This window comes from Rhizobium sp. M1, from assembly GCF_002531805.1.
GTDB lineage: Bacteria > Pseudomonadota > Alphaproteobacteria > Rhizobiales > Rhizobiaceae > Rhizobium > Rhizobium etli_C.
Genome location: NZ_NWSW01000014.1, coordinates 127,271 through 151,554, shown reverse-complemented (window position 1 = coordinate 151,554; position 24,284 = coordinate 127,271). Strand labels below are relative to the sequence as shown.

General features: G+C 61.0%; 22 protein-coding genes and 1 other annotated feature. Of the genes, 13 read left to right on the top strand and 9 right to left on the bottom strand.

What is annotated here, in order from left to right:
- Positions 1 to 26: 26 nt before the first annotated feature.
- Complete coding sequence (locus CO655_RS15520) at positions 27 to 1,625, top strand: IS66 family transposase (protein WP_097665357.1); 1,599 nt, start codon at positions 27 to 29, stop codon at positions 1,623 to 1,625.
- A 41-nt stretch (positions 1,626 to 1,666) separates the two neighbouring features.
- Here the strand turns inward: CO655_RS15520 and CO655_RS15515 are convergent, their stop codons facing one another.
- The 6 genes from CO655_RS15515 to CO655_RS15490 form a co-directional block, all read right to left on the bottom strand.
- The gene (locus CO655_RS15515; protein ID WP_097665356.1) at positions 1,667 to 3,154 is read right to left on the bottom strand and encodes a SulP family inorganic anion transporter; all 1,488 of its coding nucleotides are present in this window, start codon (positions 3,152 to 3,154) and stop codon (positions 1,667 to 1,669) included.
- Between the two features lie 74 nt (positions 3,155 to 3,228).
- Positions 3,229 to 3,284, bottom strand: a sequence feature (sul1 is cis-regulatory element that is thought to sense ions involved in sulfur or methionine metabolism; They are found in Alphaproteobacteria).
- Positions 3,285 to 3,370: 86 nt separating this feature from the next.
- A complete protein-coding gene (locus CO655_RS15510) occupies positions 3,371 to 4,177 on the bottom strand; it encodes a DUF2442 domain-containing protein (RefSeq protein WP_097665355.1) in 807 nt (268 codons plus the stop codon).
- 58 nt (positions 4,178 to 4,235) lie between these two features.
- Positions 4,236 to 5,126, bottom strand: a complete 891-nt coding sequence (locus CO655_RS15505) for a metallophosphoesterase (RefSeq protein ID WP_097665354.1) — start codon at positions 5,124 to 5,126, stop codon at positions 4,236 to 4,238.
- Between the two features lie 103 nt (positions 5,127 to 5,229).
- Positions 5,230 to 6,456, bottom strand: a complete 1,227-nt coding sequence (locus tag CO655_RS15500) for a DUF2442 domain-containing protein (protein WP_097665352.1) — start codon at positions 6,454 to 6,456, stop codon at positions 5,230 to 5,232.
- Positions 6,457 to 6,846: a hypothetical protein gene (locus tag CO655_RS15495; RefSeq protein WP_141514320.1), complete on the bottom strand. Its 390-nt coding sequence runs from the start codon at positions 6,844 to 6,846 to the stop codon at positions 6,457 to 6,459. It abuts the gene before it with no gap.
- Positions 6,843 to 8,798, bottom strand: a complete 1,956-nt coding sequence (locus CO655_RS15490) for an AAA family ATPase (protein ID WP_097665350.1) — start codon at positions 8,796 to 8,798, stop codon at positions 6,843 to 6,845. Before CO655_RS15490 ends, CO655_RS15495 begins: the two co-directional genes overlap by 4 nt.
- A 589-nt stretch (positions 8,799 to 9,387) precedes the next feature.
- On the opposite strand from CO655_RS15490, the gene CO655_RS15480 reads away from it, so the two are divergent.
- Entirely contained in the window at positions 9,388 to 9,669 is a 282-nt protein-coding gene (locus CO655_RS15480; RefSeq protein ID WP_097665348.1) for a helix-turn-helix transcriptional regulator, read from the top strand.
- A gap of 636 nt (positions 9,670 to 10,305) precedes the next feature.
- A complete protein-coding gene (locus CO655_RS15475) occupies positions 10,306 to 10,716 on the top strand; it encodes a rhodanese-like domain-containing protein (RefSeq protein ID WP_097665347.1) in 411 nt (136 codons plus the stop codon).
- Positions 10,717 to 10,755: 39 nt separating this feature from the next.
- On the opposite strand, the gene CO655_RS15470 is transcribed toward CO655_RS15475, so the two are convergent.
- Complete coding sequence (locus CO655_RS15470) at positions 10,756 to 11,778, bottom strand: NAD(P)-dependent alcohol dehydrogenase (protein ID WP_097665346.1); 1,023 nt, start codon at positions 11,776 to 11,778, stop codon at positions 10,756 to 10,758.
- A 102-nt stretch (positions 11,779 to 11,880) separates the two neighbouring features.
- Here CO655_RS15470 and CO655_RS15465 point away from each other — a divergent pair, with 102 nt between their 5' ends.
- The 3 genes from CO655_RS15465 to CO655_RS15455 all read left to right on the top strand — a co-directional run bounded on the left by CO655_RS15465 (position 11,881) and on the right by CO655_RS15455 (position 16,056).
- Positions 11,881 to 12,780, top strand: a complete 900-nt coding sequence (locus tag CO655_RS15465; RefSeq protein ID WP_097665345.1) for a LysR family transcriptional regulator — start codon at positions 11,881 to 11,883, stop codon at positions 12,778 to 12,780.
- 178 nt (positions 12,781 to 12,958) lie between these two features.
- Positions 12,959 to 13,495 (top strand): biliverdin-producing heme oxygenase, encoded by a 537-nt coding sequence (locus tag CO655_RS15460; RefSeq protein ID WP_097665343.1) that lies wholly within the window; start codon positions 12,959 to 12,961, stop codon positions 13,493 to 13,495.
- Entirely contained in the window at positions 13,492 to 16,056 is a 2,565-nt protein-coding gene (locus tag CO655_RS15455; RefSeq protein ID WP_097665342.1) for an HWE histidine kinase domain-containing protein, read from the top strand. The genes CO655_RS15460 and CO655_RS15455 overlap by 4 nt, the downstream gene beginning before the upstream one ends.
- A 3-nt stretch (positions 16,057 to 16,059) precedes the next feature.
- Here CO655_RS15455 and CO655_RS15450 read toward each other — a convergent pair whose 3' ends face one another.
- Positions 16,060 to 16,737 (bottom strand): TetR family transcriptional regulator C-terminal domain-containing protein, encoded by a 678-nt coding sequence (locus tag CO655_RS15450; protein ID WP_010028901.1) that lies wholly within the window; start codon positions 16,735 to 16,737, stop codon positions 16,060 to 16,062.
- Between the two features lie 273 nt (positions 16,738 to 17,010).
- Between CO655_RS15450 and CO655_RS15445 the strand changes: the two genes are divergently transcribed.
- Genes CO655_RS15445 through hydA form a run of 3 tightly spaced genes read left to right on the top strand, consistent with a single transcriptional unit; the run spans position 17,011 to position 20,307 of the window.
- Positions 17,011 to 18,264: a Zn-dependent hydrolase gene (locus CO655_RS15445; RefSeq protein WP_097604190.1), complete on the top strand. Its 1,254-nt coding sequence runs from the start codon at positions 17,011 to 17,013 to the stop codon at positions 18,262 to 18,264.
- The gene (locus tag CO655_RS15440; protein WP_097665341.1) at positions 18,264 to 18,833 is read left to right on the top strand and encodes an endonuclease domain-containing protein; all 570 of its coding nucleotides are present in this window, start codon (positions 18,264 to 18,266) and stop codon (positions 18,831 to 18,833) included. The genes CO655_RS15445 and CO655_RS15440 overlap by 1 nt, the downstream gene beginning before the upstream one ends.
- A gap of 19 nt (positions 18,834 to 18,852) precedes the next feature.
- Entirely contained in the window at positions 18,853 to 20,307 is a 1,455-nt protein-coding gene (gene hydA, locus CO655_RS15435; RefSeq protein ID WP_097665340.1) for a dihydropyrimidinase, read from the top strand.
- Between the two features lie 57 nt (positions 20,308 to 20,364).
- On the opposite strand, the gene CO655_RS15430 is transcribed toward hydA, so the two are convergent.
- Positions 20,365 to 20,778: a cupin domain-containing protein gene (locus CO655_RS15430; protein WP_097604187.1), complete on the bottom strand. Its 414-nt coding sequence runs from the start codon at positions 20,776 to 20,778 to the stop codon at positions 20,365 to 20,367.
- Between the two features lie 94 nt (positions 20,779 to 20,872).
- Here CO655_RS15430 and CO655_RS15425 point away from each other — a divergent pair, with 94 nt between their 5' ends.
- From CO655_RS15425 to CO655_RS15410, 4 genes are all read left to right on the top strand, one after another.
- The gene (locus tag CO655_RS15425; protein ID WP_097665385.1) at positions 20,873 to 21,658 is read left to right on the top strand and encodes an ABC transporter ATP-binding protein; all 786 of its coding nucleotides are present in this window, start codon (positions 20,873 to 20,875) and stop codon (positions 21,656 to 21,658) included.
- A gap of 172 nt (positions 21,659 to 21,830) precedes the next feature.
- Positions 21,831 to 22,211, top strand: a complete 381-nt coding sequence (locus tag CO655_RS15420; protein ID WP_097604186.1) for a DUF559 domain-containing protein — start codon at positions 21,831 to 21,833, stop codon at positions 22,209 to 22,211.
- Positions 22,208 to 23,137 (top strand): ABC transporter permease, encoded by a 930-nt coding sequence (locus CO655_RS15415; protein WP_010029812.1) that lies wholly within the window; start codon positions 22,208 to 22,210, stop codon positions 23,135 to 23,137. The genes CO655_RS15420 and CO655_RS15415 overlap by 4 nt, the downstream gene beginning before the upstream one ends.
- A complete protein-coding gene (locus CO655_RS15410; protein WP_097604185.1) occupies positions 23,134 to 24,261 on the top strand; it encodes an ABC transporter permease in 1,128 nt (375 codons plus the stop codon). The genes CO655_RS15415 and CO655_RS15410 overlap by 4 nt, the downstream gene beginning before the upstream one ends.
- The last annotated feature ends 23 nt before the right edge of the window (positions 24,262 to 24,284 follow it).

Here is a 24,284-nt window from a genome sequence, read left to right as displayed (position 1 = left end):
CGCCTTCGATTTGGTAGCTTCCAGCCATGCTTGATGCCGCCGACCTTCCCGATGATGTTGCCGCCCTGAAGGCGATGCTGATCGCGGCGCAGGCACGCGAGGCGGCACAGGACTCGGCAATAGCCAGCAAGGACGAACATATCGCCCGCAAGAATGAGCGGATCGAACGGCTTGAGAAGCTGGTCGCAGCGTTCAAGCAGGCAGCCTTCGGACGCAAATCCGAGAAGATTGATCCCGATCAGTTCGACCTGGCACTGGAAGACCTGGAAACGGCGATGGCCGTCATCCATGCCGAGGATGAGGCGGACACTCCTGCGGCATACAGGATTACCAAGCCACGCGCGATCAATCGCGGCTCCCTTCCAAAGCATCTGCCGCGTATCGAAGAGGTGATCGAGCCGGAAAGCCTGATCTGCGCCTGCGGCGGTTGCCTGCATTGCATTGGCGAGGATGTCTCCGAGCGGCTGGACGTGATCCCGGCACAGTTCCGCGTGATCGTCACCCGTCGCCCCAAATATGCTTGCCGCGCCTGCACCGACGGTATCGTCCAGGCCGCAGCGCCAGCACGGTTAATCCAGGCAGGGCTGCCGACGGAAGCGACCGTCGCCCATGTGCTGGTCTCCAAGTATGCCGATCACCTTCCGCTCTATCGGCAGGCCCAGATCATGAGCCGCCAGGGCATCGATCTCGACCGATCAACGCTGGCCGATTGGGTCGGTCGGGCTGCCTATGAACTCCGGCCCGTCTTTGATGCACTGATTGCCGACCTGAAGCGCTCGTCCAAGCTGTTCATGGACGAGACCCGTGCTCCGGTTCTCGATCCCGGTTCCCGCAAAACCAAGACCGGATACTTCTGGGCGTTGGCGCGGGATGATCGTCCTTGGGGCGGCGGTGCGCCGCCAGGTGTCGCCTTCACCTACGCTCCCGGTCGCGGTGGCATCCATGCCGAACGGATATTGCAGGGTTTCTCCGGCGTCCTGCAGGTGGATGGATATGCCGGATACAACAGGCTGATCGCACCTGAGCGTGTCGGTCCAGACATTCAGCTCGCCTATTGCTGGGCCCACGCGCGGCGCAAGCTGGTGGAGATCACTCGCAATGGCTCAGCACCGATTGCCGAGGAAGGAGTGAAGCGGATCGGAGAGCTGTATCGCATCGAGGCCGAACTGCGCGGCCTTGATCCGCAGGCTCGTCTCGCTGGACGGCAAGAGCGGTCAGCGCCGCGTGTGGCAGAACTGCAGACCTGGCTTGTCCATCACCGCGCCCGCGTCGCAACGAAGTCGCCGCTCGGCGAGGCATTGGCCTACATCGCCAAATACTGGGATGGTCTGAAGCTCTTCCTGACCGATGGACGCATCGAGATCGACAACAACAGTATCGAGCGAACCATCAGACCTATAGCCCTCAATCGCAAGAATGCACTCTTTGCCGGGCACGATGCCGGGGCAGAGAACTGGGCCACCATCGCCTCGCTCATCGAGACGTGCAAGCTCAATTCGGTTGATCCTCTGGCCTATCTGACCGCTACACTCACCGCCATCGTGAACGGACACCGGCAGAGCCGTATAGCTGAGCTTTTGCCTTGGAATCATTCGATCTTGGAGCAGACCAAGAGGCAACAGTAGCGGGGCAGATGGCTGCGCGCGAATGTACGCAGCCACGTTGTTCAGTGCAGTGAGGCGCTTGCCGCAAGCCGCTCATCCTTGTCGTGCAGCGCGAAGCGGTCAATCATGTCGGCACTCGCTTCGTTGAAGCCGAGGACCTCGACCTCGTCGCCCGCCTGACGGAATTTTAATACGATCTTGTCCAACGCGCCAATTGCGGTGATGTCCCAGAGATGGGCCTTTGTCAGATCGATGATGATCCGCTTACCCTTATCCGTGAAGTCGAACGCATGGATAAAGGCTTCCGCCGACGCAAAGAAGACCTGCCCCACCACTGCATAGGTGACACTGTTTTGTTCGGCATCCTCCACGCGCGTGACCCTGAACAGACGGGCTACCTTACCAGCAAAAAAGATGCCGGACAGCAAGACGCCGACGATCACGCCTTTCGCCAAATCATGCGTTGCGACGACGGTGATGACCGTTGCCAACATGACGACGGAGGACGGAAGCGGATGGCGTCTCAGGTCGAGGATCGACCGCCAAGAGAAAGTGCCAATGGAAACCATAATCATAACCGCAACAAGCGCGGCCATGGGGATGATCTGGACGAGGTCGTTAAGGACGACAATCAGGAACAACAGAAAAGCACCCGCGACGAACGTTGAAAGCCGTCCTCGACCACCAGATGTTACGTTGATGACCGATTGTCCGATCATGGCGCATCCACCCATGCCGCCGATCAGTGCCGAGGCGATATTCCCCGCGCCCTGTCCAACGCATTCCTGACTCTTGTTGCTGGGCGTGTCTGTCATGTCGTCGACGATCTGCGCGGTAAGCAGCGATTCCAGCAGGCCGACGGCAGCGAGCGTCACTGAATATGGGAAGATGATCTGCAGCGTCTCCCAGGTCAACGGAACTTGCGGAAGCATCAGGAATGGGATCGAAGACGGAAGTTCGCCGAGGTCGCCGACGGTGCGCAGGTCCATGCCAAACCACCACGCCATGGCCGTGAGGACCGCGATGGCCACGAGCGGCGATGGAATAGCCTTGGTCACGTATGGAAAGAGATAGATGATGGCGAGGCCGCCTGCGATCATCACGTAGGTGGGCGTCGGGACCCCTATGAGTTCGGGCAACTGGGCCATGAAGATCAGGATCGCAAGGGCGTTGACGAAGCCCGTGATGACAGAGCGGGAGACGAAGCGCATCACGCGGCCGAGCCTCAGCCATCCCGCGACGATCTGGATGACGCCCATCAAGATGGTGGCGGCGAACAGATACTGAAGACCGTGCTCTTTGACCAACGAGATCATGACGACAGCGGTCGCAGCCGTGGCGGCAGAGATCATGCCCGGCCGACCGCCCACAAATGCCGCCACGCAGGCGATTGCGAAGGAGGCGTACAGGCCGACCTTGGGATCGACACCCGCAATCACCGAGAAGCCTATCGCTTCCGGGATAAGCGCGAGAGCGACGACGATACCCGAAAGCACGTCGCCACGGATGTTGGAGAACCACTCCTGACGGTAGTTTGAAAGAGTTCGCATGGGAGATTTTTCACAGTTGAGGCAACGGGCCGAGCGAAACTCGGTCCTCGAAAATGGAATAGGTTGCGTTGCTGTGTTGTCTGGCGGATCGGCGGCCAGAAGAGCCACCCGGAGTTTCACCGGGTCCTTGTGGATGACGCTAAGTAGCTCACGCAGTCCAATTTTGCAATTACGTCTCAGTCTGAACCTGCTCGCCACAACAAATAGGCTGCGGCGTCAAGGTGCGGGTGTGACACCGGTTACAATGAAACGTGGATCGTTCTTGAAATCGATACGCCATTCCACCGGGTTTTCTCGCCACAATATGGTTTCGGAGGCCGCGGCCCACTCGTTTCCATCGAGCAAACCCAGCGAACGGAACACCGACGTGACCTCGGGGTGGGAGCGCGCGGCCCACATTTCGCGGGTTGTCTGATGAAGATTCCGGCTTCGTTTGCCGCGCGGTTGCGATGCGCCATCGTCTGAGGCGAGAAAGGATATCAATCCGTTCTGAGCGGCGAGGTAAATAACCGCCACCGCCACATCGTCCCAGCGGGGCAGCACGGCGGGTAATACCGGATTGTCGCGAGGCACTGCTCCGTGCGTGGTCTCGTCCGCCTGACCCAGCGCAACAAGGGTCTCGCAACCAATCTGGTACGCGGTGATAAAGTCATGCTGAAAACCAGATTCGCGGTCGCCGGGAAGGTTGTTTGACAAGAATTCAATTGCGGGCCTGACCCAAACGGCGGGCGGAGGCTCCTTCATCGCCCCTGGCCTTCCGCCCGGGTTTTGCGTCACCTCCGAAGCCGCAGCCTCAAAGACTCCCTCCATCAGCAGCCCGATTTCGTGCCTGAGGTCCAGAGTTTCCCAATGCAGGGCTGATCCGTCCAGTAACTCGACTTTCGCGATTTCCCAACCGGACGCGTTTGCCAGCCCTCCCAGGGAACGGGCCGGAACTACGAACGCGGAGCCGTTGTGGAATTCGACGACGATTGCGTCGGACCGTCTGTCGTAGCGGACGTGGCTGGTCGGTGGATGCGACATATGACCTCCTACACATCGGTCTGGTTTGGCCCGATCATGTTTCTTCGTCTGAAGCGGATCATGAGTTCTGCTTGCCCCCGTTTTGCGGAAGCTGGTCGCCGGGATCGGCGTCGATGTTGGGAGCCCGGTCGAGGAGGGCCAACGCTGACCCTACCAGCTCGCCCTTCGATCCGTCGCTCGGAGAAATCTCGATGGTGAAAGCAGGATCGAATCCGGTCGTCTCGTGTGGATAACCGCGGGCGTTCGAGACAACCCGCGTATTGCCGACCACGTAATCGCATCGGTGATGGACGTGACCGTGCACCCACAATGTCGGCCCGACCTCGTACATCAGGTCTTCCAAATCCGACCCGTAACAAGCAGACAAGGGATCATGCCGAAAACCGAGGTCGATCGCCTTAGGGGACGGAGCGTGGTGCGTAACCACAATAGTCTTCGATCTCGTTGGTTTGCGAAGCTCCGTCGCAATGAAATCCCGTGTTTCGACATGCTTCCGATAGGCGTGGATCGGCTTGAATTTTGCGAACGGCGACTTTGAGAATTTGATCTTCTTGAAGTCGTTCATTCCGCTTGCGGCGTACGACATGCTGACATCGGGATTTCGACCGAACAGGCGAAAATCGGTCCAAAGCGTTCCGCCGATGAACCTGACCCCGCCGATCTCGACCGCCTCGTTTTCCAGAAAGTGTATGTTCGGAACGCCCGCGGCGAATTCTCGGGCATCACGAATGCTCTCCTCGAGAGACGTCGAGTAGAACTCGTGATTGCCCGGCACGAAGACGACTTGAATGGTATGGGCGTAGGTGTCGGCGAGCCAGCGAAGACTCGGGACAACGCCTTTGGTTCCGACGTCGCCCGCGCAAACCAGGACATCGGTGCCTTCAGGCGGGGTGTGCAAAAAGGGTTGCCCGAACTCGCGATGGATGTCGGAAGCGATCCAGAGTTTCATGTTGGTGTCCTATTGCGGGCCAAGAGGTGCCAATCAGAGAGCGAAAAGCGGCGAGCTTGGATAGAGCCGCGACATCACGGCCTTTCTCATCGAAATCGCCAGCTCATCGTAGTGAATCTCGAGAGCGGACTGCCCCTCGGTATCGGACAGCCAACCGCTGAGACGCCACCGGCGAAAAAAACAGGACGTCGAGACGATGTCGTAGCGAATCCTCGAGCATTTCGCGTGAAGCGGATGGTGTTCCCGGCGGCACCGTTTCGGCATCGGCATTCTCGACATGTGGTGTCTGCTCCAGCCGCATCTCCACATTTGCAGACTCGACTATCGCGTCAATCTGCGAGCGGATGTCGTCCGGCACATTCGCGGCGGCGTCGGACGCCGCCCTGATGAACCTGGCGTCGCTCGTGAAATCGAGGTTCCACTCAGTCGGATTGTCCCGCCAGAGAACTGTTTCGGCAACTTCCGTCCATCGCCCTGCTCGCACGAGTCCGAGAGCCTCCAGAACCGAGTAAACCTCAGATGTCGTATAGGCCGGCCCGGCTCCGTTGGCAGCCACGATGTTGGCCACCGACCTGCCCTCACTTGCCTTCCACGATCGGACAGGAGTGTCGAAGGACCAAAATCGCAGCTGCTCGTTCTGCGCGGCGACGTAGATAACAACGGTCGAAATATCGTCCCACCTCGGCGGCGTGCTGGGGCGTTCCGGAAGTCGGCGGGGCTTTGCTCCACCAACGGTCCGCTGTGCCTGTCCCAGAGCGACCATCGCCTCACACCCGACCTCGTATGCGGTCATGTGGTAATGTTCCCAACCCAGCAGATCATCATAGGGAATGTTGTAGGAGAGAAATTCGTCTACCGGCCGAGCCCAAGCAGAAAACTCACCGGCATGCACGTCCTCGTGCTGTTCCACAGAGCGTGTCGCAATTTCCGCCATAAAGCTCGGAGTGCCGAGAACCCCGCTCATCAGCAGCGCGATCTCGTGGTCGCGATCGAGCGTTTCCCAATGGAGGCCCGTATCGCCAAGAACTTCGACCCCGGCGATGTCGTTCTCGGACGCGTGGACCAGCCCTTCGAGCGATCGAGCCGGAACCATGAAAGCCGCGCCGTTTTCGAACTCGACCACGATCCGGCCCGACGAGTAATCGTAGTAGGCATCGCTCGGAGCCGGGTGTCTCAATGGGAAATCCCCATCACGCTCCGTTTTAACCACAATGCTCCGTCCAAGCGGCTGAAAGCCGATTTCGTCGAGACCGGACCCAAACGATTTTTCTTCGTCTTGGCCTGTCTTGTCGCGGCGATGGGCCCGCCTTCGTCGACGTCCCCGCACCATCTAGCCTCCTCCCATGCGGCGCGGCAGCTTCGCCAAGCTGAGGGTGGGCATCCAGCGTCGCTGCACGATCTCGGCGACTTCGTCGTCGGACAACATTCTCGTTTGCATAAGACGTTTGACGATAGCCTCGAGGGCGGTTCGACGGGATCGAATGATGGCTTTCACGCGGTCGAATTCGCTCTGCAGGAGGTCGTAAACACGCCTCCGAAACTCGGGGTTGTAAGCTCGCAATCGCTGGCGTTGATCGACGGGGCCTTCGACGAGGAGAGTGTGTCCCATCCCGCGAGAAATTTCTAACGCGGTCGCGAGGTCCGTCGCCTCGCCCAGCGAGCCAGGCTGGGCTTTTTTCACGACCAAAGGTTTGCTCGGCTTCGATCGCTTGGCTATCACATACCCCCCCTTCGCGATGGTTTTGCGAGGCTGACGATGGAACGGCGATGGTGGCCGATGATCTCGCGCACCTCCTCGCCCGCCAACTCCCCCGCTTCGAGCAGTCGGTCGGCAACCGCGTCCAACGCTGGCCGTTGTGCGCGAATAGTTGCCCTCGCGCGCGCAAGCTGCGTTTCGAGGATGTCGTGTACCTCACGCCTCAGTTCGGGCAGGTAAAGGCGTAAATTGGAGGACTCGCTCTGTTCGAACCTTCCCGTGACCAGCGTATGCCCCATGCCGAGCGACCCTTCGAGAGCGGTGGCAAGATCAGTGGCGCGATTGAGGTCGGCCCCGTCGGCTCCGCCAGCCCCGTCGGCGAACGACCCAAACACCTCCAACTCGGCGGCTATCCCGCCCAAGAAAGTTGCGATGGCGTTCTCAAAGAACTGTCTCGTCCTTCGCTGAGGTACAGGAAGCTGGTACTCGACGTAGCCAAGTTCTCGAATTTCTCCGTCGACCTTGTGGCGCGATATTCTCATGCACGACACCTGCGAATGTCCCACCTCATAGCTGACGACAGCATGGCCAGCCTCATGGATAGCCAATGCGCGTAAATAGGCCTCCGGTAGTTTGATAAGCGGGCGAAGATTGCTGACGATATGCTCGCTGTTCAGCCTCTGCGATTGCCGTCGCGCTGAGCGCTTGGCATCGCGGACCAAACGCTCGATATCCGCGCCGGTCAGACCTTCGGTGGCGAGATCGAACAGCTCGTAGTCGGCGGTGCACATGGTGACGCCGCTGTGAAACTTGAGAATAGACCTGCGCGCCCCTGCGTCGGGCAACGGCACAGCGATATGACGGTCAAGTCGCCCTGGCCTTTTGATCGCCGAATCAAGGATGTCCGGATGGTTGCATGCTCCCAGGACGACCACCCCCTCACGGCGTTCAAACCCGTCAAGTAGCTGGAGCAATGCTGTGATCACTGCACGCATATAGGCGCTGTTTCGGTCGGTCTCAACGCGGTTGCCGATGACATCGATTTCATCGATGAAAAGGATCGACGGCGCTTGCTCCATGGCCTCGGCAAACGACTTTCTCATCGCCGTGAGATGCGCGTCGAGCGCTCCGGCTTCTTGCCATCGCGATGCCGACCCATAAATGAGAGGGATCGCACAACTGTTGGCCAAGGCACTGGCGAACATAGTTTTTCCCACGCCCGGCGGCCCGGAAATCAAGACCCCGGTTTCGACGTCACGCCATGGAATGATCCCTGCCCTGAAATCTGCGATATCCTTCGCGAGGTCGTAACCCCATTCAATGAGGTCGCCGAAACCGTGCATATGCGAAAGCGTCGGTCCGATGCTCGACGGCGTTCGCTCGGCCACCCCGTCGGCCACTGGCGCAGGTGCCGGCTTTGGAAGACTTCGCAATCGTTCGAGTGCCTGCAGCGGACTGCGGCGATCTTGGAAAGCTCTGCTCAGGCGAGACCACGGCTCGGTTAGCAGGAGGGAAACATTCTCGCTAGTGACGGGAAGTCCCGCCCGCCGCAGCGCGGCCTCAGCATGTCGCGCAGAACGAGGGCCAAGGGGCACCACCGCGTCCGAGAGCAGCCGATCGTCTTCTTGAATTTCGTACAACGGCGAGGCGAATAGTATGGCCCTCTCGTCACGCAGCGCCTCCGCCTCATGACGAAAATTCTTATCGCTCCATTGCAGAACATTCCCGTGAAACCTCAGGGAATGCCAGATTTGCGATGCAAAGAACCGAGCGGCTTCGGCGAAAACCGGATAATAGAAGTCATCGCTTGCGACCAGCGTCACGATGCTCTTGGTGCCGAGCCTATTCCATGACCGAAGTGAACCGGCCACGGCGCAGTACGCCATGAACACGGGCAAGGTAACGGGCAAGTCGTTCTCGCCGAGCTTTTTCCGCCAAGGCACACGAAGTCGTTTGCCGGATTGTTTGGTCGGCATCGAAGTCTCCTATTCCACTGGGTAGCGTTGGCTATCGGTTTTTGACCGGCACGATATCGGTGCCGTGCTCCGGCGGATCGTAAGTGCCGAGTTGGTACCAGCGTGAGAGCGTCCGCGCTAATCGACGACTGGGATCGACGTAGTAGACTTCGCTTGTGAGAGCGCGTCGTCCGTCATCGATGCTCGGATGGCCAAACGCGTGGCCCACAAGACAGGGGGCTGCACGGGTTGCGAAAGCCCACGAAGTCATCAGAGCAGTGGACCGCTCGGGGAGCCACCCGTCCGCCAGCGCCTCAAGGTCGTCGGCAAGACTGCGAAGTCGTCCAATTGTTCGGGAAGCAGTGGACCACCTCCATCGCGCCTCAAGTAAATCGAACTGACTCATCAATGCCGCCCCTATTCTTGTTTGCCATGCGGTATCGTGCTCCTCGCGCATCCGTGAAACCAAGGTGCCCCAAGGGAATCACGACAGAGCCACGCGGTTAACGATGTCCTCAATTACATCTTTTATGACTCGTTTCAATCCCAATTTGACGTAATTTACGTCTTATTTGACTTAGCTGTTTGTAGGCGCTTTTCATTGCCGCCAATGAGTACCTTACTAACCGGTGATTTGATTAGAGCCGCGAGAGCGCTCATTGGACTGAGTCAAGTAGAGCTGGCAAAGAAAGCTGGCATTACCCAGAAAGCTTTGGGTGAATTCGAACTTGGAAAAAGACCGATCACGGCAAGAGCGAATGAGAAGCTCCGGCGTGTGTTTGACGAAGGTCAAGTCCAATTCATCGCTGCGAATATTGAGGCGAGCCATCTCGAAGGAGCTGGCGTCCGATGGAAACCGCAGCAGCCGAACTCAGGCATAAAAACCATCTAGCCGGCGTTCACGAGCAGGCATCACGCAGATGGCCTTGACGAGTTCGAGCTCGGCATAAATTTGATAGCCACCTTGCGGGTAACGTTTTGCGGGGGAGGCTTCAGCACCCCAACGCCGGCATTATTGCTAGCTAGTAATCCAGGCTCACCGGCAATCATCCCTCTCACATTTCGAGCGGCAACCAATTTGCGAGGTCGACAGATAAAGTGTCGGCAGGCTCTCTCGATGCCACTCGCCGCCTTTCGGAATAGGTGCCGCAAGCATTTAATCACTGCGTCGTCCCGCTTCAGCCGCTCGCTTACGGATTACGTCCTGACCGAAGAAATACGCCTCGCCCAAACGGAAAACAAAGAACTTTTAGTTCGCATAGAGGAATTGAGTCATAACAAGTAGTTGGCAGCAGATTCTGCGGGTAAAAAACGATTCTGGAATTAGTTTTACCCCATATTCGAACCGTTTTTTCCTCGATTTGGAGTTAATTCCTGCCGCTCACGATAGCTGCGACCAGCGGTCCTTTCGTCTGGTGCGGCGACGTGTTTGGCATGATTTTTACGCTGTCAGTCATGATGGCCAATTTCGCAAAGCTCTACCATCGGCGATACCAAACTGCAATTCCAACACGGAAAGGAAAGACAGATGCCAAGCCCCGTCGCCGAAATACCAGCCGCCGAGCCAGATCTCGCCGCCACCCACTATGCCGCCAAGCTCGCTTTCGAAACCGATTGCTCGGATGTCCATGCCGCCTTTGCCGGCGCCAAGGTCGATTTCGTTCTCCTCGACGTGCGCTCGCCGGCCCTGTTTGCGCAATCCCACGTGCCGGGTGCGATCAACCTGCCGCACGGCAAGATGACCGCGCACCGCATGTCGGAATGGGCAAGGGACACGCTGTTCGTCGTCTATTGCGCCGGCCCCCACTGCAACGGCGCAGATAAGGCCGCTCTCCGCCTCGCCAAGCTCGGCCTGAGGGCGAAGCTCATGATCGGCGGCATGACCGGCTGGGCCGATGAAGATTTCGCCTTCGAAAGCGAGGCCGTCGCTGCCGAATAGCTGCAAGCTCCCCTCCACGACGCGAGGGGAGCGCGTGTTTCAAAACTCGATGACGACCTTGCCGAACGGGCCGCGATAGAGGTGATCGAACGCCTGCGGCAGTTCCTCGAAGGCATAGCGCTTGTCGATAACAGGCTTCAGCCCGGTCCGGTCGACGGCGCACACCAGATCTTCCAGCGCCCGGCGGTGACCGACCGAAATTCCCTGTACGGTGGGCGCCTTCAGAAGCAAGGGTGCCGCAGCCCCCGAGACGTCGAACCCCTCGAACACGCCGATCACCGAGATGCGGCCGTTGACCGCCACGGCCTTCAGCGCCTGGCCGAGATGCGGCCCGCCGACGATTTCCAACACGTGATCGGCGCCGTAATCACCGGTCAAGTGATAGAGTTGCTCCACCCAGTCGCCGTCGTGCCGGTTGATCAGATGATCGGCGCCGAGGGCGGACGCACGCTCGAGCTTTTCGGTGCTGCCTGACGTAATAAAGACCTCGGCGCCATGCGCCTTGGCAATCTGCAGGCCGAAGAGCGCGACGCCGCCGGTTCCCTGCACCAACACCTTGTCGCCGGCCTTGAGCCTGCCGCATTCAATGAGGGCGAACCAGGCGGTCAGGCCGGCGCAGGGCAACGTGCTTGCTTCGGCGGCATCGAGCGTTGCAGGCGCAAGCGTGAACCACTGCTCGGAAAGCACGGTATGTTCAGACAGCACGCCCGGATAGAAGCCGCCCCGTGTCCGGTAGTGCGGAGTGCGGGCCGTGCCCGGCCCCCGGCCCTCGATCCAGTCCGGGGAAAAGGTGGAGATCACCCGGTCGCCGGGTTTGAAGCGCGTGACCTCAGGCCCGACGGCCTCGACCACACCCGCCATGTCCGAGGCCGGCACGAAGGGAAACTGTAGCGGCAGCCCCATGCCGCTCTCCAGGACCAGCCTGTCGCGGAAATTGAGAGAAACCGCCTGCGTCCGCACCCGGACCATCGTGTCTGACACCTCGGGGATTCGGGCTTCACCAATCCTCAGATCGGCTTCCGGTCCGATTGCCTCGGTCTGCCACTGCCTTGTCGTCTGCATCTTTCTGCTCCTTCTCGATTGAGGAGCAGCAGGTATATCGTTGAAAATTGGTCCGCTGTTGTGATAATAAATCGACAGAATGGTGCCGTTATGGAAACAAATATGGAGCAGCTAAAGGGGATTTCGATTTTCGTCCAGACGGCAGAGGCGGGCGGCTTCTCAGCCGCTGCCGAACGGCTCCATCTTACCCGTTCGGCAGTCAGCAAGACGATCGCAAGGCTCGAACAGCGGCTCGGCGTCCGGCTCTTCAACCGCACGACCCGGACCCAGAGCCTGACTGACGAAGGCCGGTTCTTCTATGAGCGCTGCCTGAGAGCCATCGAGGAAATCCGGATCGGTGAGGCCCAGCTCGAATCTGGCAGGCGCGAGGTCCGCGGCAGGCTGCGGGTATCGATGCCGGTGCTGTTCGGACGCCATTGCGCCGCCCCGATCCTGACCCGCCTGCTCGACGATCACCCGGATCTCGAACTCGACTTCTCCTTCAGCGATCGCGTCGTCGACCTCCTGGAGAGCGGCTTCGATCTTGCCGTCCGCAACGGCCCGCTGAAGGATAATCCCGACCTGATGGCGCGGGCGATCGCCCGGCAGTCCATGACGGTCTGCGCCTCGCCTGCCTATCTGGAAAAATACGGCGTGCCGCAAACGCTCGACGAGCTCGCCCACCATCAGGGTATCGTCTATCGCAGGGGCGACAACGACAGACCCTGGATCTTCCCGGCGGCGGTCGGTCCCCCGCGCGAAGTTCTGCCGAAATCGCGGCTGCGGCTCGACGATCTCGCCTCGATAGCCGACGCCGCCGTCGAAGGCCGGGGGCTTGCCTGGCTGACCTGCTGGCTGGTGCGGGACAGGGTCCTGTCAGGTGAACTCGTGCGGGTTCTGACCGATATGCCGTCCACCATCTTCGAAGCCTATGCCGTCTGGCCGAGATCGCCGGTGATGCTGCCGAAGGTGCGCCTCGCCATCAATATGCTGGCGGCAAATCTGCCTCGCCTGATGGATTGAAAAGCGCTCGCGCCGCAAGGAGAGCCTGCGCTTAGGCCGAGCAGTGGACCGAGCGGCAAAGGAAGCCCATGTTTTTCTATGGGTTTCTCTGGAAATACTGCGATGCTGCAATATATCGCTAGTTCGTCGTTCTCCTATAAACGGCATCATCTGCCATATCACCCAGAATACGGTCCGCATGTCACTTCGCAGCGTGCTCCGCGCACAAACAGCAGATTGCCACGCCGAGGTCGACAAGCTTTTCGGCACGTTCGACCTCTCCGATAGACAGCAGTACGGAACATTCCTGCGCGCGCATGCCCGGGTCGTCCCTGCGGCCGAAAATGCGCTCGAGGAAGCCGGTATAGACCGCCTGCTGCCCGACTGGCCGGAGCGCAGGCGCACGCGAATGCTGTTGGCCGATATCCACGCGCTCGGCGATCCGTTGCCCCCGCCCCTGGCGCCACCGGCATTGCATGGCGAGGCAGCGCTCTGGGGAGCCCTTTACGTGTTCGAGGGCTCCAAGCTCGGGGGCGCCCTGCTTGCCAAAGCCGTGCCTGACTACCTGCCCAGCAGCTACCTGACGCCACAAGGTCCAAAGAGCGCCATGAGGATCTTCATGGACCGTCTCGATGCCAGCAATCTGGACGACTTCGACGCTGCCGTCGTCGCCGCCCGCGATGTTTTCGGCCTCTTTCTCCAAGCGGGGCAACTCGAACTGGAAGCCGTCCCATGAGCGGCACATTTGAACCCGTCGATCTCACCAATTGCGACCGCGAGCCGATCCACCAACTTGGCGCAGTTCAGCCTTTCGGCTTTCTGCTGGCGGTATCGTCGGACTGGATTGCCGTCCGCGCCTCGGCAAATCTGGTGGAGTTCCTCGGCATTGCACAGGCCGACGCACTCGGCCGCCCTGTTGCCTCCCTGATCACGCCCGAAGCGCTCCACACAATCCGCAACAAGCTGACGACGCTGCGGGGTCCCGACGTCGAGCGGATTTTCGGCGTCGTCCTGACACCCGGCCAAGACAGGTTCGACCTTGCCGTGCACATGAACGAGGACCTGGTCATCATCGAAGGCGAGCGCTGCCAGGACGCCAGACGCGACACCTCTTCTCTCTCCATGCGCAGCATGATGTCTCGCCTTGACCACACGGAAACGATGGAAGCTTTCTTCCGCGAGGGTGCAAGGCAGGCGCGCGCCCTGACCGGTTTCGACCGGGTGATGGTCTATCGTTTCGACGAAGATGGATCCGGCGAAGTGGTGGCGGAAGCCGCCCGCGCCGGCATCGGCTCGTTCCTGGGGCTGCACTATCCGGCTTCCGACATTCCGGTACAGGCCCGCGCGCTCTATCTGCGCAACCTGTTCCGCATCATTGCCGATGTCGACGCCGTCCCGGTCCCGATACTGCCGCACCTCGACGAGCACGGTCAGCCGCTCGACCTCTCCATGTCGGTATTGCGCTCGGTCTCGCCGATCCACATCGAATATCTCAAAAACATGGGCGTCGGGGCGTCGCTCTCAATTTCGATCGTGGTGGATGACAAGCTCTGGGGCCTGTTTGCCTGTCATCACTACGGTCCGCGCCTGCCGTCGGCCCAAAGCCGCTCCACCGCCGAACTCTTCGGTCAGATGTTCGCTTCGCGCCTCGAAAGCCGTGAACGCCGGCTGGCGCTGGACTATGAGACCAAGGCGCGCCGCATCGCCGACCGGCTTCTGACGGCCGTGGCAGACAATGCCAGCCTGCTCGACGATCCCGCCTGGCTGGTCGAAGCGCTGGCCGAAGCCATTCCTGCCGATGGCATCGGTGTCTGGATCAACGGCCGGCTGGCGCTGGCCGGCATCGGACCGGATGAGAAAAGCTTCGCAGCGCTTGTCCGCCACCTCAACCGCACTGCCGCCGGCCGCATCTATGCCGTCGACAGGCTGGGGGACACCTACCCGGATCTTGAGGTCGACGGTGCAGTGGCAGGCATGCTCGCCATCCCGATCTCGCGTTCACCGCGCGATTATGTCGTGCTCTTCCGCCAGGAGCTGGTGCGGACCGTCCGTTGGGGCGGCGATCCGCACAAGCCGGTGGAATACGGACCCAACGGCCCGAGGTTGACGCCGCGCAAGAGTTTCGAGGCATGGTCGGAACTGGTGCGCGGCCGCTCCCTGCCCTTTAGCGAAGCCGAGCGTCGTGTCGCCGAAACGATCCGGGTCACGCTGATCGAGGTGGTTCTGCGCCTCACCGACGAGGCCAGCATGGCGCGCCAGACGGCAAACGAGCGGCAGGAACTGCTGATCGCCGAGCTCAACCACCGCGTCCGCAACATATTGAGCCTCATCACCGGCATCATCCGCCAGTCGCAGGCGACCTCCGTGAGCCTCGGTGACTACGTCCGCCAGATCGAGGGCCGCGTCCAGTCACTCGCCCGTGCCCATGACCAGATTACTAGGGATCACTGGGCGCCGGCTTCGCTTCGGCAATTGCTGCTGGCCGAGACCGCCGCCTATCTTGGCAAAAATGCGCAACGCATTCAGATGCACGGCGAGGACGTGCTGCTGGAGCCGCAGGCCTTTTCCACCGCTGCCCTTGTTTTCCACGAGCTGATGACCAACAGCGCCAAATATGGCAGCCTTTCCGGCACCGGCCGCGGCATCGTCGAACTCGGCTGGTCCCGCGATGATGAAGGCAATCTGCGCATTGGCTGGCGGGAAAAAGGTGGTCCGCCCGTCACCGAACCGACGCGCCACGGCTTCGGCTCGACGATCATTCGGCGCTCGATTCCGTATGACCTCGGCGGCAAGGCCGAGTTGCGCTACAACAAGGGCGGGCTCGAAGCGGATTTCTTCATTCCCGGGCGATATGTCGTCGGCCCGACGAGCGATCGATCAGATTCAGCGCCGAACGGAGCAGCGGCACCCGAGGTGATTGCAGGAGGACAGCCGCTTTCCGGCCTGAACGTGCTGCTGGTGGAAAACAACCTGATTATTGCCATGGACGGCGAAGATATCCTGCGCCGTCTAGGCGCCGAAGTAGCAACCGCACCGACCGTTGCCGAGGCGATGGAAATCCTGGCCGGCCGGTCCTTCGATCTGGCGCTTCTCGATGTCAATCTCGGCGATGAGACCAGTTTCGGGATTGCCGACCGATTGGCAGCTGACGGCGTGCCCTTCGTTTTTGCCACGGGTTATGGGGAAGGCATCGCCCAGGCAAACAGCCATTCGGACGCGCCCGTGTTGCAAAAGCCCTATACGATGGAAGGCGTAACGGACATTCTCGCCCGCATACCGCTGCCGAAAAGGCAATAAACGTCAACTCTCGGAGCGATCCGGCCGCAGCCCGCCAATAAAGAGCTGTTCCAGAAACTGCGCCGCATCCTCGAAGCGGCCTTCGCCGGCATGCTCCTGTCCGAGCACCGCGCGCACCTGCACGTCGAAATCCGCATAATGCTGGGTCGTCGACCAGATGGAGAAGATCAGATGGTAGGGGTCGCATTTGACGATCTTGCCCGATTTCGTCCAGGCGCGGATGACCTCCGCCTTCTCGTCGACCAGTTCCTTCAGCGGACCCTTCAGCTCGTCCTCGATATGCGGCGCGCCCTGCAGCACCTCATTGGCAAAGAGCCGGCTTTCACGCGGAAAGTCGCGCGCCATCTCCAGCTTGCGTCTGATATAGCTGCGGATTTCCTCTTCCGGATTGCCGTCGGCATCGAAGGCGCGCAGCGGCTCCAGCCAGGTGTAAAGCACCCGGTCGATCAGCGCCCGATGCATGGCTTCCTTCGTGCGGAAATAATAGAGCAGGTTGGGTTTCGACATGCCGGCCACTTCGGCGATCTGGTCGATGGTCGAGCCGCGGAAGCCGCTTGCCGAAAACACGTCGAGCGCCGCTTCCAGGATCTGCTCTTCCTTCTCCTCCTGGATTCGCGTCCGCCTCAGGGTTTTCGCTGCTCTCGGTATGGTCACAGGCTGTCGTTTCCCCTTGAAATTCAACTTCTTCGCTCAAGTTTTGGCTGGAAGCACACCGGCCTCTTTCTTGAGCAACTGCCCGTTTTTTTATCGGCAATTTTCGTGATTTTCGTCTTGAGCCCGGCGGTGGAAGTTGTAATGTTTACCAATCGGTCAAATTATCCGCCAGATGAAAAACAAAGGCAACTGGCGATTTTCCGGCGCTCGACAAAACCAATAAGAGGCGCAGGAATAGACCACGGGAACAGGCGGGCATGTCACTTCACATGACTGCCGCAAACAGGTGAGGGCATAAAAATGGTGGCAGCACCAGGCGAGAACATGCGCGTCAATGGCGACCGTCTCTGGGACAGCCTCATGGACATGGCGAAGATCGGCCCCGGTATCGCGGGCGGCAACAATCGCCAGACCCTGACGGATTCGGATGCCGAGGGCCGCGGCCTCTTCAAGACATGGTGCGACGAAGCGGGCCTGACCATGGGCGTCGACCAGATGGGCACGATGTTCGCCACGCGCCCCGGCACCGATCCCGATGCCCTGCCCGTCTATGTCGGCTCGCATCTCGACACCCAGCCGACCGGCGGCAAATATGACGGCGTGCTCGGGGTGCTCGCGGCCCTCGAAGTCGTGCGCACCATGAATGATCTCGGCATCAAGACCAAACATCCGATCGTTGTGACCAATTGGACGAACGAGGAAGGCGCACGCTTTGCCCCGGCCATGCTGGCCTCGGGCGTCTTCGCCGGCGTGCACAGCCTCGATTTTGCCTATAATCGCCGCGATCCCGAGGGCAATCTGTTCGGCGACGAGCTGAAGCGCATCGGCTGGGTCGGCGACGAAGAAGTCGGCGCCCGCAAGATGCACGCCTATTTCGAATATCACATCGAACAGGGCCCGATCCTCGAGGCCGAAGACAAGCAGATCGGCGTCGTCACCCACTGTCAGGGCCTGTGGTGGCTGGAATTCACCCTGACCGGCAAAGAGGCCCATACCGGCTCGACGCCGATGAACATGCGCGTCAACGCCGGCCTTGCCATGTCGCGCATCCTGGAAATGGTGCAAAGTGTGGCGATGGGTGAACAGCCGGGCGCCGTCGGCGGCGTCGGCCAGGTCTTCTTCTCGCCGAACTCCCGCAACGTGCTGCCGGGCAAGGTGGTCTTCACCGTCGATATCCGTTCGCCCGATAAGGCCAAGCTCGACCGCATGCGGGCAAAGATCGAGGCGGAAGCGCCAGGCATCTGCGACGCGCTCGGTGTCGGCTGTTCCGTCGAGGCGATCGGCCATTTCGCACCTGTTACCTTCGACGAAAAGCTTGTTGCCTCGGTCCGCTCCGCCGCCGAACGCCTCGGCTACACCCACATGAACCTCATCTCCGGCGCCGGCCACGACGCCTGCTGGGCCGCCAAGGTCGCGCCTGCGACCATGGTCATGTGTCCGTGTGTGGGTGGCCTCAGCCACAACGAGGCGGAGGAGATTTCCAAGGAATGGGCGACGGCCGGCGCCGATGTGCTGTTCCATGCGGTGGTGGAGACGGCGGAGATTGTGGTGTGATGTCTCATGTCGCGCCCGGAGCCCCCTCATCCGACCCTGCGGGCCACCTTCTCCCCGCTGGGGAGAAGGGAACGGCTGGCGTTGCGGCTTCCCCCTTCTCCCCTCGGGGAGAAGGTGCCCGAAGGGCGGATGAGCGGGCTCCGGGCGAGACGAAAATTATCAGACAGGATATCCGTAAACATCGTCCCGCAAAAACCGGGCAAGCCCGCCAGCTTCGCCGCAACGAAACCGAAGAGGAATACCACCTCTGGAGCGACTTACGCGCACGACGCCTGAACGGCTACAAATTCGCGCGACAAGTTCCGCTCGGCCCCTTCATCGTCGATTTCCTCTGTCGCGAAGAGCGACTGATTGTAGAAGTCGATGGCTTCCAGCATGCCGAGAGCGCGACCGATCAACGCCGAACCGAATGGCTCAATGCCAATGGCTATTCGGTCCTGCGCTTCTGGAATCAGGAAATCTCGCGCGAGCGGCGCTCCGTACTCGAAACGATCCTTGCGGCCTTGCAGGGCCGGCTCGAATTCAGCTCCGAATTGCCGAGCTTTTATGCGCCTGCCGAACAACGATAGAGAATAGGGAACAGCAGCCATGACCACAGTCATCAAGAACGGCACCATCGTCACGGCCGACCTCACCTACAAGGCTGACGTCAAGATCGACGGCGGCAAGATCGTCGAGATCGGTCCGGACCTCTCTGGCGACGAGACGCTCGACGCCTCCGGCTGTTATGTCATGCCGGGTGGCATCGACCCGCACACCCATCTGGAAATGCCCTTCATGGGCACCTATTCCTCCGACGATTTCGAGAGCGGCACGCGCGCGGCGCTTTCCGGCGGCACGACCATGGTGGTCGATTTCGCTCTTCCCGCCCCCGGCCAGTCGCTGCTCGAAGCGCTGACCATGTGGGACAACAAATCGACCCGCGCCAATTGCGACTATTCCTTCCACATGGCGGTTACCTGGTGGAGCGAGCAGGTCTTCAAGGAGATGGAGACCATCGTTCGCGACAAGGGCATCAACACCTTCAAGCATTTCATGGCCTACAAAGGCGCGCTGATGGTTGATGATGACGAGATGTTCGCCTCCTTCCAGCGCTGCGCTGAACTCGGCGCCCTACCGCTGGTGCACGCCGAAAACGGCGACGTCGTTGCCTCGATGTCGGCCAAGCTGCTCGCCGAAGGCAATAACGGCCCCGAGGCGCATGCCTATTCCCGCCCCGCCGAAGTCGAGGGCGAGGCCACCAACCGCGCCATCATGATCGCCGACATGGCCGGCTGCCCTGTTTATATCGTCCATACCTCCTGCGAACAGGCGCACGAAGCGATCCGCCGGGCCCGCGCCAAGGGCATGCGCGTCTACGGCGAGCCGCTGATCCAGCATCTGACGCTCGACGAGAGCGAATATTCCAACCCCGACTGGGATCACGCCGCCCGCCGCGTCATGTCGCCGCCGTTCCGCAGCAAGCAGCATCAGGACAGTCTCTGGGCCGGCCTTGCCTCCGGCTCGCTGCAGGTGGTCGCCACCGACCATTGCGCCTTCACCACGGCGCAGAAGCGGTTCGGCGTCGGCGACTTCACCAAGATCCCGAACGGCACCGGCGGCCTGGAAGACCGCTTGCCGATGCTCTGGACGCACGGCGTCAACACCGGCCGGCTGACGATGAACGAATTCGTCGCCGTCACCTCGACCAACATCGCCAAGATCCTCAACATCTACCCGAAGAAGGGCGCGATCCTCGTCGGCGCCGATGCCGATATCGTCGTCTGGGATCCGAAGCGGTCCAAGGTCATCTCGTCCAAGAGCCAGCAATCGGCGATCGACTACAATGTCTTCGAGGGCAAGGAAGTGACCGGCCTGCCGCGCTACACGCTGACGCGCGGCGTCGTCGCGATCGAGGAAGGCACCATCAAGACCCAGGAAGGCCATGGCGAGTTCGTCCGGCGCGAACCAGTGACGGCCGTCAGCAAGGCACTCTCCACCTGGAAGGAGATCACCTCTCCGCGCAAGGTTGAGCGCAGCGGCATTCCGGCAACGGGCGTGTGACATGGTGCACCACGATACGGCCATCAACCGGGGAACGACGCCTCCATGCGGATGACCTCACGCCGGCACCAGCGCGTCCAGTTCCGGCAGAAGCACGACGCTTTCCTGCTCGTTCGGGTCGGTGCGGGCGATGACCGCCGTGCATGGCGTGCTGCTGAGGTTTGCCGGCATGTGCGGCACGCCGGCCGGGATATAGAAAAGGTCGCCGGCATGGACGACGATGTGGTGCTCGAGCCGGTCGCCGTACCAGGTATGGGCCTCGCCGGAGAGCATGTAGATCGCCGTCTCGTGCGCCTCGTGCAGATGCGCCTTGGCGCGCACGCCGGGCGGGATCGTCAGCAGATGCATGCAGATCCCTTTGGCGCCGACCGTCTCGGCCGCGATCCCTTCAAAATAGCTCAGCCCCTGCTTGCCGTCATAGGCATGTTTGGGGCGAACGATGTGGCAGGTGGGTTGTGATGTCGCGTCCATTCTCTTCCTCCATGAAATGTGCCGCCGGCAGGGCCTGTGGCGATGGTAACATGCAAACCGCCTCCCCGCGGCGAAAACAAGAATGGTCGCATTGATGCAAGCACCCTCCGTCGTATCCGCCAAGGATCTCTGTCTCACCTACCAGGCGAATGACGGCCCGGTGCAGGCCCTCAGCGATGTCAATCTCGATGTCCGCAAGGGCGACTTCGTCTCTTTCATCGGCCCGTCGGGCTGCGGCAAGACGACCTTCCTGCGCGTCATCGCCGATCTCGAAAAGAGCACGTCGGGCGAGATCTCGATCAACGGCATGACGCCGGAAGAAGCCCGCAAGGCCCGCGCGTACGGCTATGTCTTCCAGGCGCCGGCGCTCCTGCCCTGGCGCACCATCGAAAACAACATCGCCCTGCCGCTGGAGATCATGGGATATTCCGGTGCCGACCGCACGCGGCGCATCGCCGAAGCGCTCGACCTCGTCAGCCTGTCCGGCTTCGAGAAGAAATTCCCCTGGCAGCTTTCCGGCGGCATGCAGCAGCGCGCCTCGATCGCCCGCGCGCTCGCCTTCGACGCCGACCTGCTGCTGATGGACGAGCCCTTCGGCGCGCTCGACGAGATCGTCCGCGACCATCTGAACGAAGAACTGCTGAAACTCTGGGCCCGCACCAACAAGACGATCTGCTTCGTCACCCATTCCATTCCCGAGGCCGTCTACCTCTCCACCAAGATCGTGGTGATGTCGCCGCGCCCGGGTCGTGTGACCGACGTGATCGACTCGCCGCTGCCGGCCGAACGCCCGCTCGACATCCGCGACACCCCTGAGTTTCTGAAGATCGCCCATCGCGTCCGCGAGGGGTTGAGGACGGGGCATAGCCATGAGGTGTAGCCGCGTGTCGTTGGAAAAGACCCCTCCCCAACCCCTCCCCACAAGGGGGAGGGGCTTTAGCGTCGAGCTCGCCGCCGGCCTTGATACTCTTTCGCGCCGGTCGCTGGAGAACTCGGCGAGCGCCCCAGGTTTGCCCCTCCCCCGTGTGGGGAGGGGTTGGGGAGGGGTCTAGATGCCACATTCGAACATCACCCCAAAAACCCGCGAAACCGCAAAACGCCTCCGCCGTGAACTCACAAAGGCAGAGGCAGCCATGTGGGATATGCTTCGAGATCTCAGGCCGTATGGCGCCCGGTTCAGGCGCGAAACGCCGATCGGCCCGTATATCGCCGATTTCGCCTGGCTTTCAGCAAGACTAATCGTCGAAGTCGACGGTGATAGCCACGAAACAATTGCTGGCCGCCGACATGATCTTGTCCGGGACGCGTTCCTGCGCAATCAAGGTTTCAACGTGCTGCGCTTCGACAACGCTCAAGTGTTGGACGGCCCCGACTACGTGTTTTTGACTGTCGAAAAACACGCCGCTCCCTTTTTGAAGGAGCGCGTAGCGTGAAACCCGACACCCTCAAAAACAAGATCGTCCCCGTCACCACCATCCTGCTCGTCCTCATCGCCATCTGGTATGCCGCCGCGGTCCTGATGAACGCGCCGTTCCAACGCGACATGGACGGTCGCGCCGGCGCCACCCCGACGACGCTCGAATTCATCGGCAAGACGCTGGCGCAGCCGAAGCCGATTCTGCCCGCGCCGCATCAGGTGGCGCAAAATGTCTACGAGAACACCGTGCTACGCAGCCTTTCGAGCAACCGCAGCCTTGTCTATCACAGCTGGGTGACACTCTCCTCCACCCTCCTCGGTTTCGGTTTCGGCATGCTGCTCGGCATTCTCCTTGCCGTGCTGATCGTGCACAACCGCGCCATGGACCGCTCGCTGATGCCGTGGCTGGTGGCGAGCCAGACCATACCGATCCTCGCCATCGCACCGATGATCGTTATCATTTCCTACAATGTACTGACCGGTGACAATGCGCTCGCCCATCTCCTGAACCTCGATTCCGACGCCTCCCGCCTCGTCTCCAAGGCGCTGATCTCCACCTATCTCTCCTTCTTCCCCGTCGCCGTCGGCATGGTGAAGGGATTACGGTCGCCTGAGATTATGCATCTCGACCTGATGCGCACCTATTATGCCAGCCCGATGCAGACCTTCTGGAAGCTGCGCGTTCCGGCCTCGATTCCTTTCCTCTTCACCTCGATGAAGGTCGCAATCGCCGCAAGCCTCGTCGGCGCCATCGTCGGCGAACTGCCGACGGGGGCAGTCGCCGGCATCGGCTCGAAACTGCTTGCCGGCTCCTATTACAGCCAGACCATCGATATCTGGGCGGCCCTCGTCGCCGGATCGCTGCTGGCCGGCATTCTGGTTGCGATCGTCGGCCTTGCCGCCAAGATCGTCGACCGCGCCATGGGCGGGAGGCCGGCATGAGACATCTGACCTTCTCCTGGCAGGGCGTGACCGCCCTCCTCCTCTGCCTTGCAGCGCTGATCAGCCTGCCGCTGCTGGCCGACGGCGCGGCGCAGCCCTTCACCGACGGCACCGCAAGCCTCGTCTTCACCATCGTCATCGCCGCCGCCCTGCTGTCCTTCGCGCCGCAACCGCCGGCCTACCGCGCCACCGTGCTGTTTATCGGCGCCCATGGCGCCGCCTGGATGCTGCTTTCCGCGCTCTCCGGCAACGAGGGCATGGCGACGCGGGCATTCTTCCTGCTGCTCTTTTCCTGCTGGCTGCTGGCTTGGCGATGCGTCACCGAGCTGTCGAAACAGCAACCCGTCACCGCCTTCGGCAAATCGACACTCCAGCTGCTGATCCCGGCGATCTTCGGTGCCTGGATCCTTATCCTTTGGGAGGCGGCAACGCGCGGCGCCGGCATTCCTTTCATCATCCTGCCGCCGCCGAGCGCCATCGGCGCCCGCATCATGACCTCCCTGCCGATCCTCGGCGATGACGTCAGGCAGACGATCTTCAAGGCTGTCCTGATCGGTTATGCCGTCGGCTGCCTCAGCGGTTTCGCCGTCGCCGTACTGGCTGACCGCATCACCTTCCTGCGCCGCGGCCTTCTGCCGATCGGCAACATGGTGTCGGCCCTGCCGATCATCGGCGTCGCTCCGGTCATGGTCATGTGGTTCGGCTTCGATTGGCCTTCGAAGGCCGCCGTCGTCATCATCATGACCTTCTTCCCGATGCTGGTGAACACCGTCGCCGGCCTTGCCGCCTCCGGCAGCATGGAGCGCGACCTGATGCGCACCTATGCATCGAGCGATTGGCAGACGCTGCTCAAGCTCAAGCTTCCGGCAGCCATGCCGTTCATTTTTAACGCACTGAAGATCAACTCGACGCTGGCGCTGATTGGTGCCATCGTTGCCGAATTCTTCGGGACGCCGATCGTCGGCATGGGCTTCCGCATCTCCACCGAGATCGGCCGCATGAATGTCGATATGGTCTGGGCGGAAATCGCCGTTGCGGCGCTGGCCGGCTCGATCTTCTATGGCGTCATCGCCCTGACGGAACGGGCGGTGACATTCTGGCATCCGTCTATCCGTGGTGGCTAGACGCGCACGGGCTTCGCAAACGG

What these genes read in the sequence shown, in the direction of transcription:
- CO655_RS15500 (WP_097665352.1), bottom strand. Translation starts at nt 6,456, where the DNA reads ATGGTGCGGGGACGTCGACGAAGGCGGGCCCATCGCCGCGACAAGACA.
- CO655_RS15510 (WP_097665355.1), bottom strand. Translation starts at nt 4,177, where the DNA reads ATGTCGCATCCACCGACCAGCCACGTCCGCTACGACAGACGGTCCGAC.
- CO655_RS15420 (WP_097604186.1), top strand. Translation starts at nt 21,831, where the DNA reads ATGCCACATTCGAACATCACCCCAAAAACCCGCGAAACCGCAAAACGC.
- CO655_RS15425 (WP_097665385.1), top strand. Translation starts at nt 20,873, where the DNA reads ATGCAAGCACCCTCCGTCGTATCCGCCAAGGATCTCTGTCTCACCTAC.
- CO655_RS15465 (WP_097665345.1), top strand. Translation starts at nt 11,881, where the DNA reads ATGGAGCAGCTAAAGGGGATTTCGATTTTCGTCCAGACGGCAGAGGCG.
- CO655_RS15505 (WP_097665354.1), bottom strand. Translation starts at nt 5,126, where the DNA reads ATGAAACTCTGGATCGCTTCCGACATCCATCGCGAGTTCGGGCAACCC.
- CO655_RS15445 (WP_097604190.1), top strand. Translation starts at nt 17,011, where the DNA reads ATGGTGGCAGCACCAGGCGAGAACATGCGCGTCAATGGCGACCGTCTC.
- CO655_RS15440 (WP_097665341.1), top strand. Translation starts at nt 18,264, where the DNA reads ATGTCTCATGTCGCGCCCGGAGCCCCCTCATCCGACCCTGCGGGCCAC.
- CO655_RS15490 (WP_097665350.1), bottom strand. Translation starts at nt 8,798, where the DNA reads ATGCCGACCAAACAATCCGGCAAACGACTTCGTGTGCCTTGGCGGAAA.
- CO655_RS15460 (WP_097665343.1), top strand. Translation starts at nt 12,959, where the DNA reads ATGTCACTTCGCAGCGTGCTCCGCGCACAAACAGCAGATTGCCACGCC.
- CO655_RS15470 (WP_097665346.1), bottom strand. Translation starts at nt 11,778, where the DNA reads ATGCAGACGACAAGGCAGTGGCAGACCGAGGCAATCGGACCGGAAGCC.
- CO655_RS15520 (WP_097665357.1), top strand. Translation starts at nt 27, where the DNA reads ATGCTTGATGCCGCCGACCTTCCCGATGATGTTGCCGCCCTGAAGGCG.
- CO655_RS15480 (WP_097665348.1), top strand. Translation starts at nt 9,388, where the DNA reads ATGAGTACCTTACTAACCGGTGATTTGATTAGAGCCGCGAGAGCGCTC.
- hydA (WP_097665340.1), top strand. Translation starts at nt 18,853, where the DNA reads ATGACCACAGTCATCAAGAACGGCACCATCGTCACGGCCGACCTCACC.
- CO655_RS15430 (WP_097604187.1), bottom strand. Translation starts at nt 20,778, where the DNA reads ATGGACGCGACATCACAACCCACCTGCCACATCGTTCGCCCCAAACAT.
- CO655_RS15475 (WP_097665347.1), top strand. Translation starts at nt 10,306, where the DNA reads ATGCCAAGCCCCGTCGCCGAAATACCAGCCGCCGAGCCAGATCTCGCC.
- CO655_RS15515 (WP_097665356.1), bottom strand. Translation starts at nt 3,154, where the DNA reads ATGCGAACTCTTTCAAACTACCGTCAGGAGTGGTTCTCCAACATCCGT.
- CO655_RS15410 (WP_097604185.1), top strand. Translation starts at nt 23,134, where the DNA reads ATGAGACATCTGACCTTCTCCTGGCAGGGCGTGACCGCCCTCCTCCTC.
- CO655_RS15455 (WP_097665342.1), top strand. Translation starts at nt 13,492, where the DNA reads ATGAGCGGCACATTTGAACCCGTCGATCTCACCAATTGCGACCGCGAG.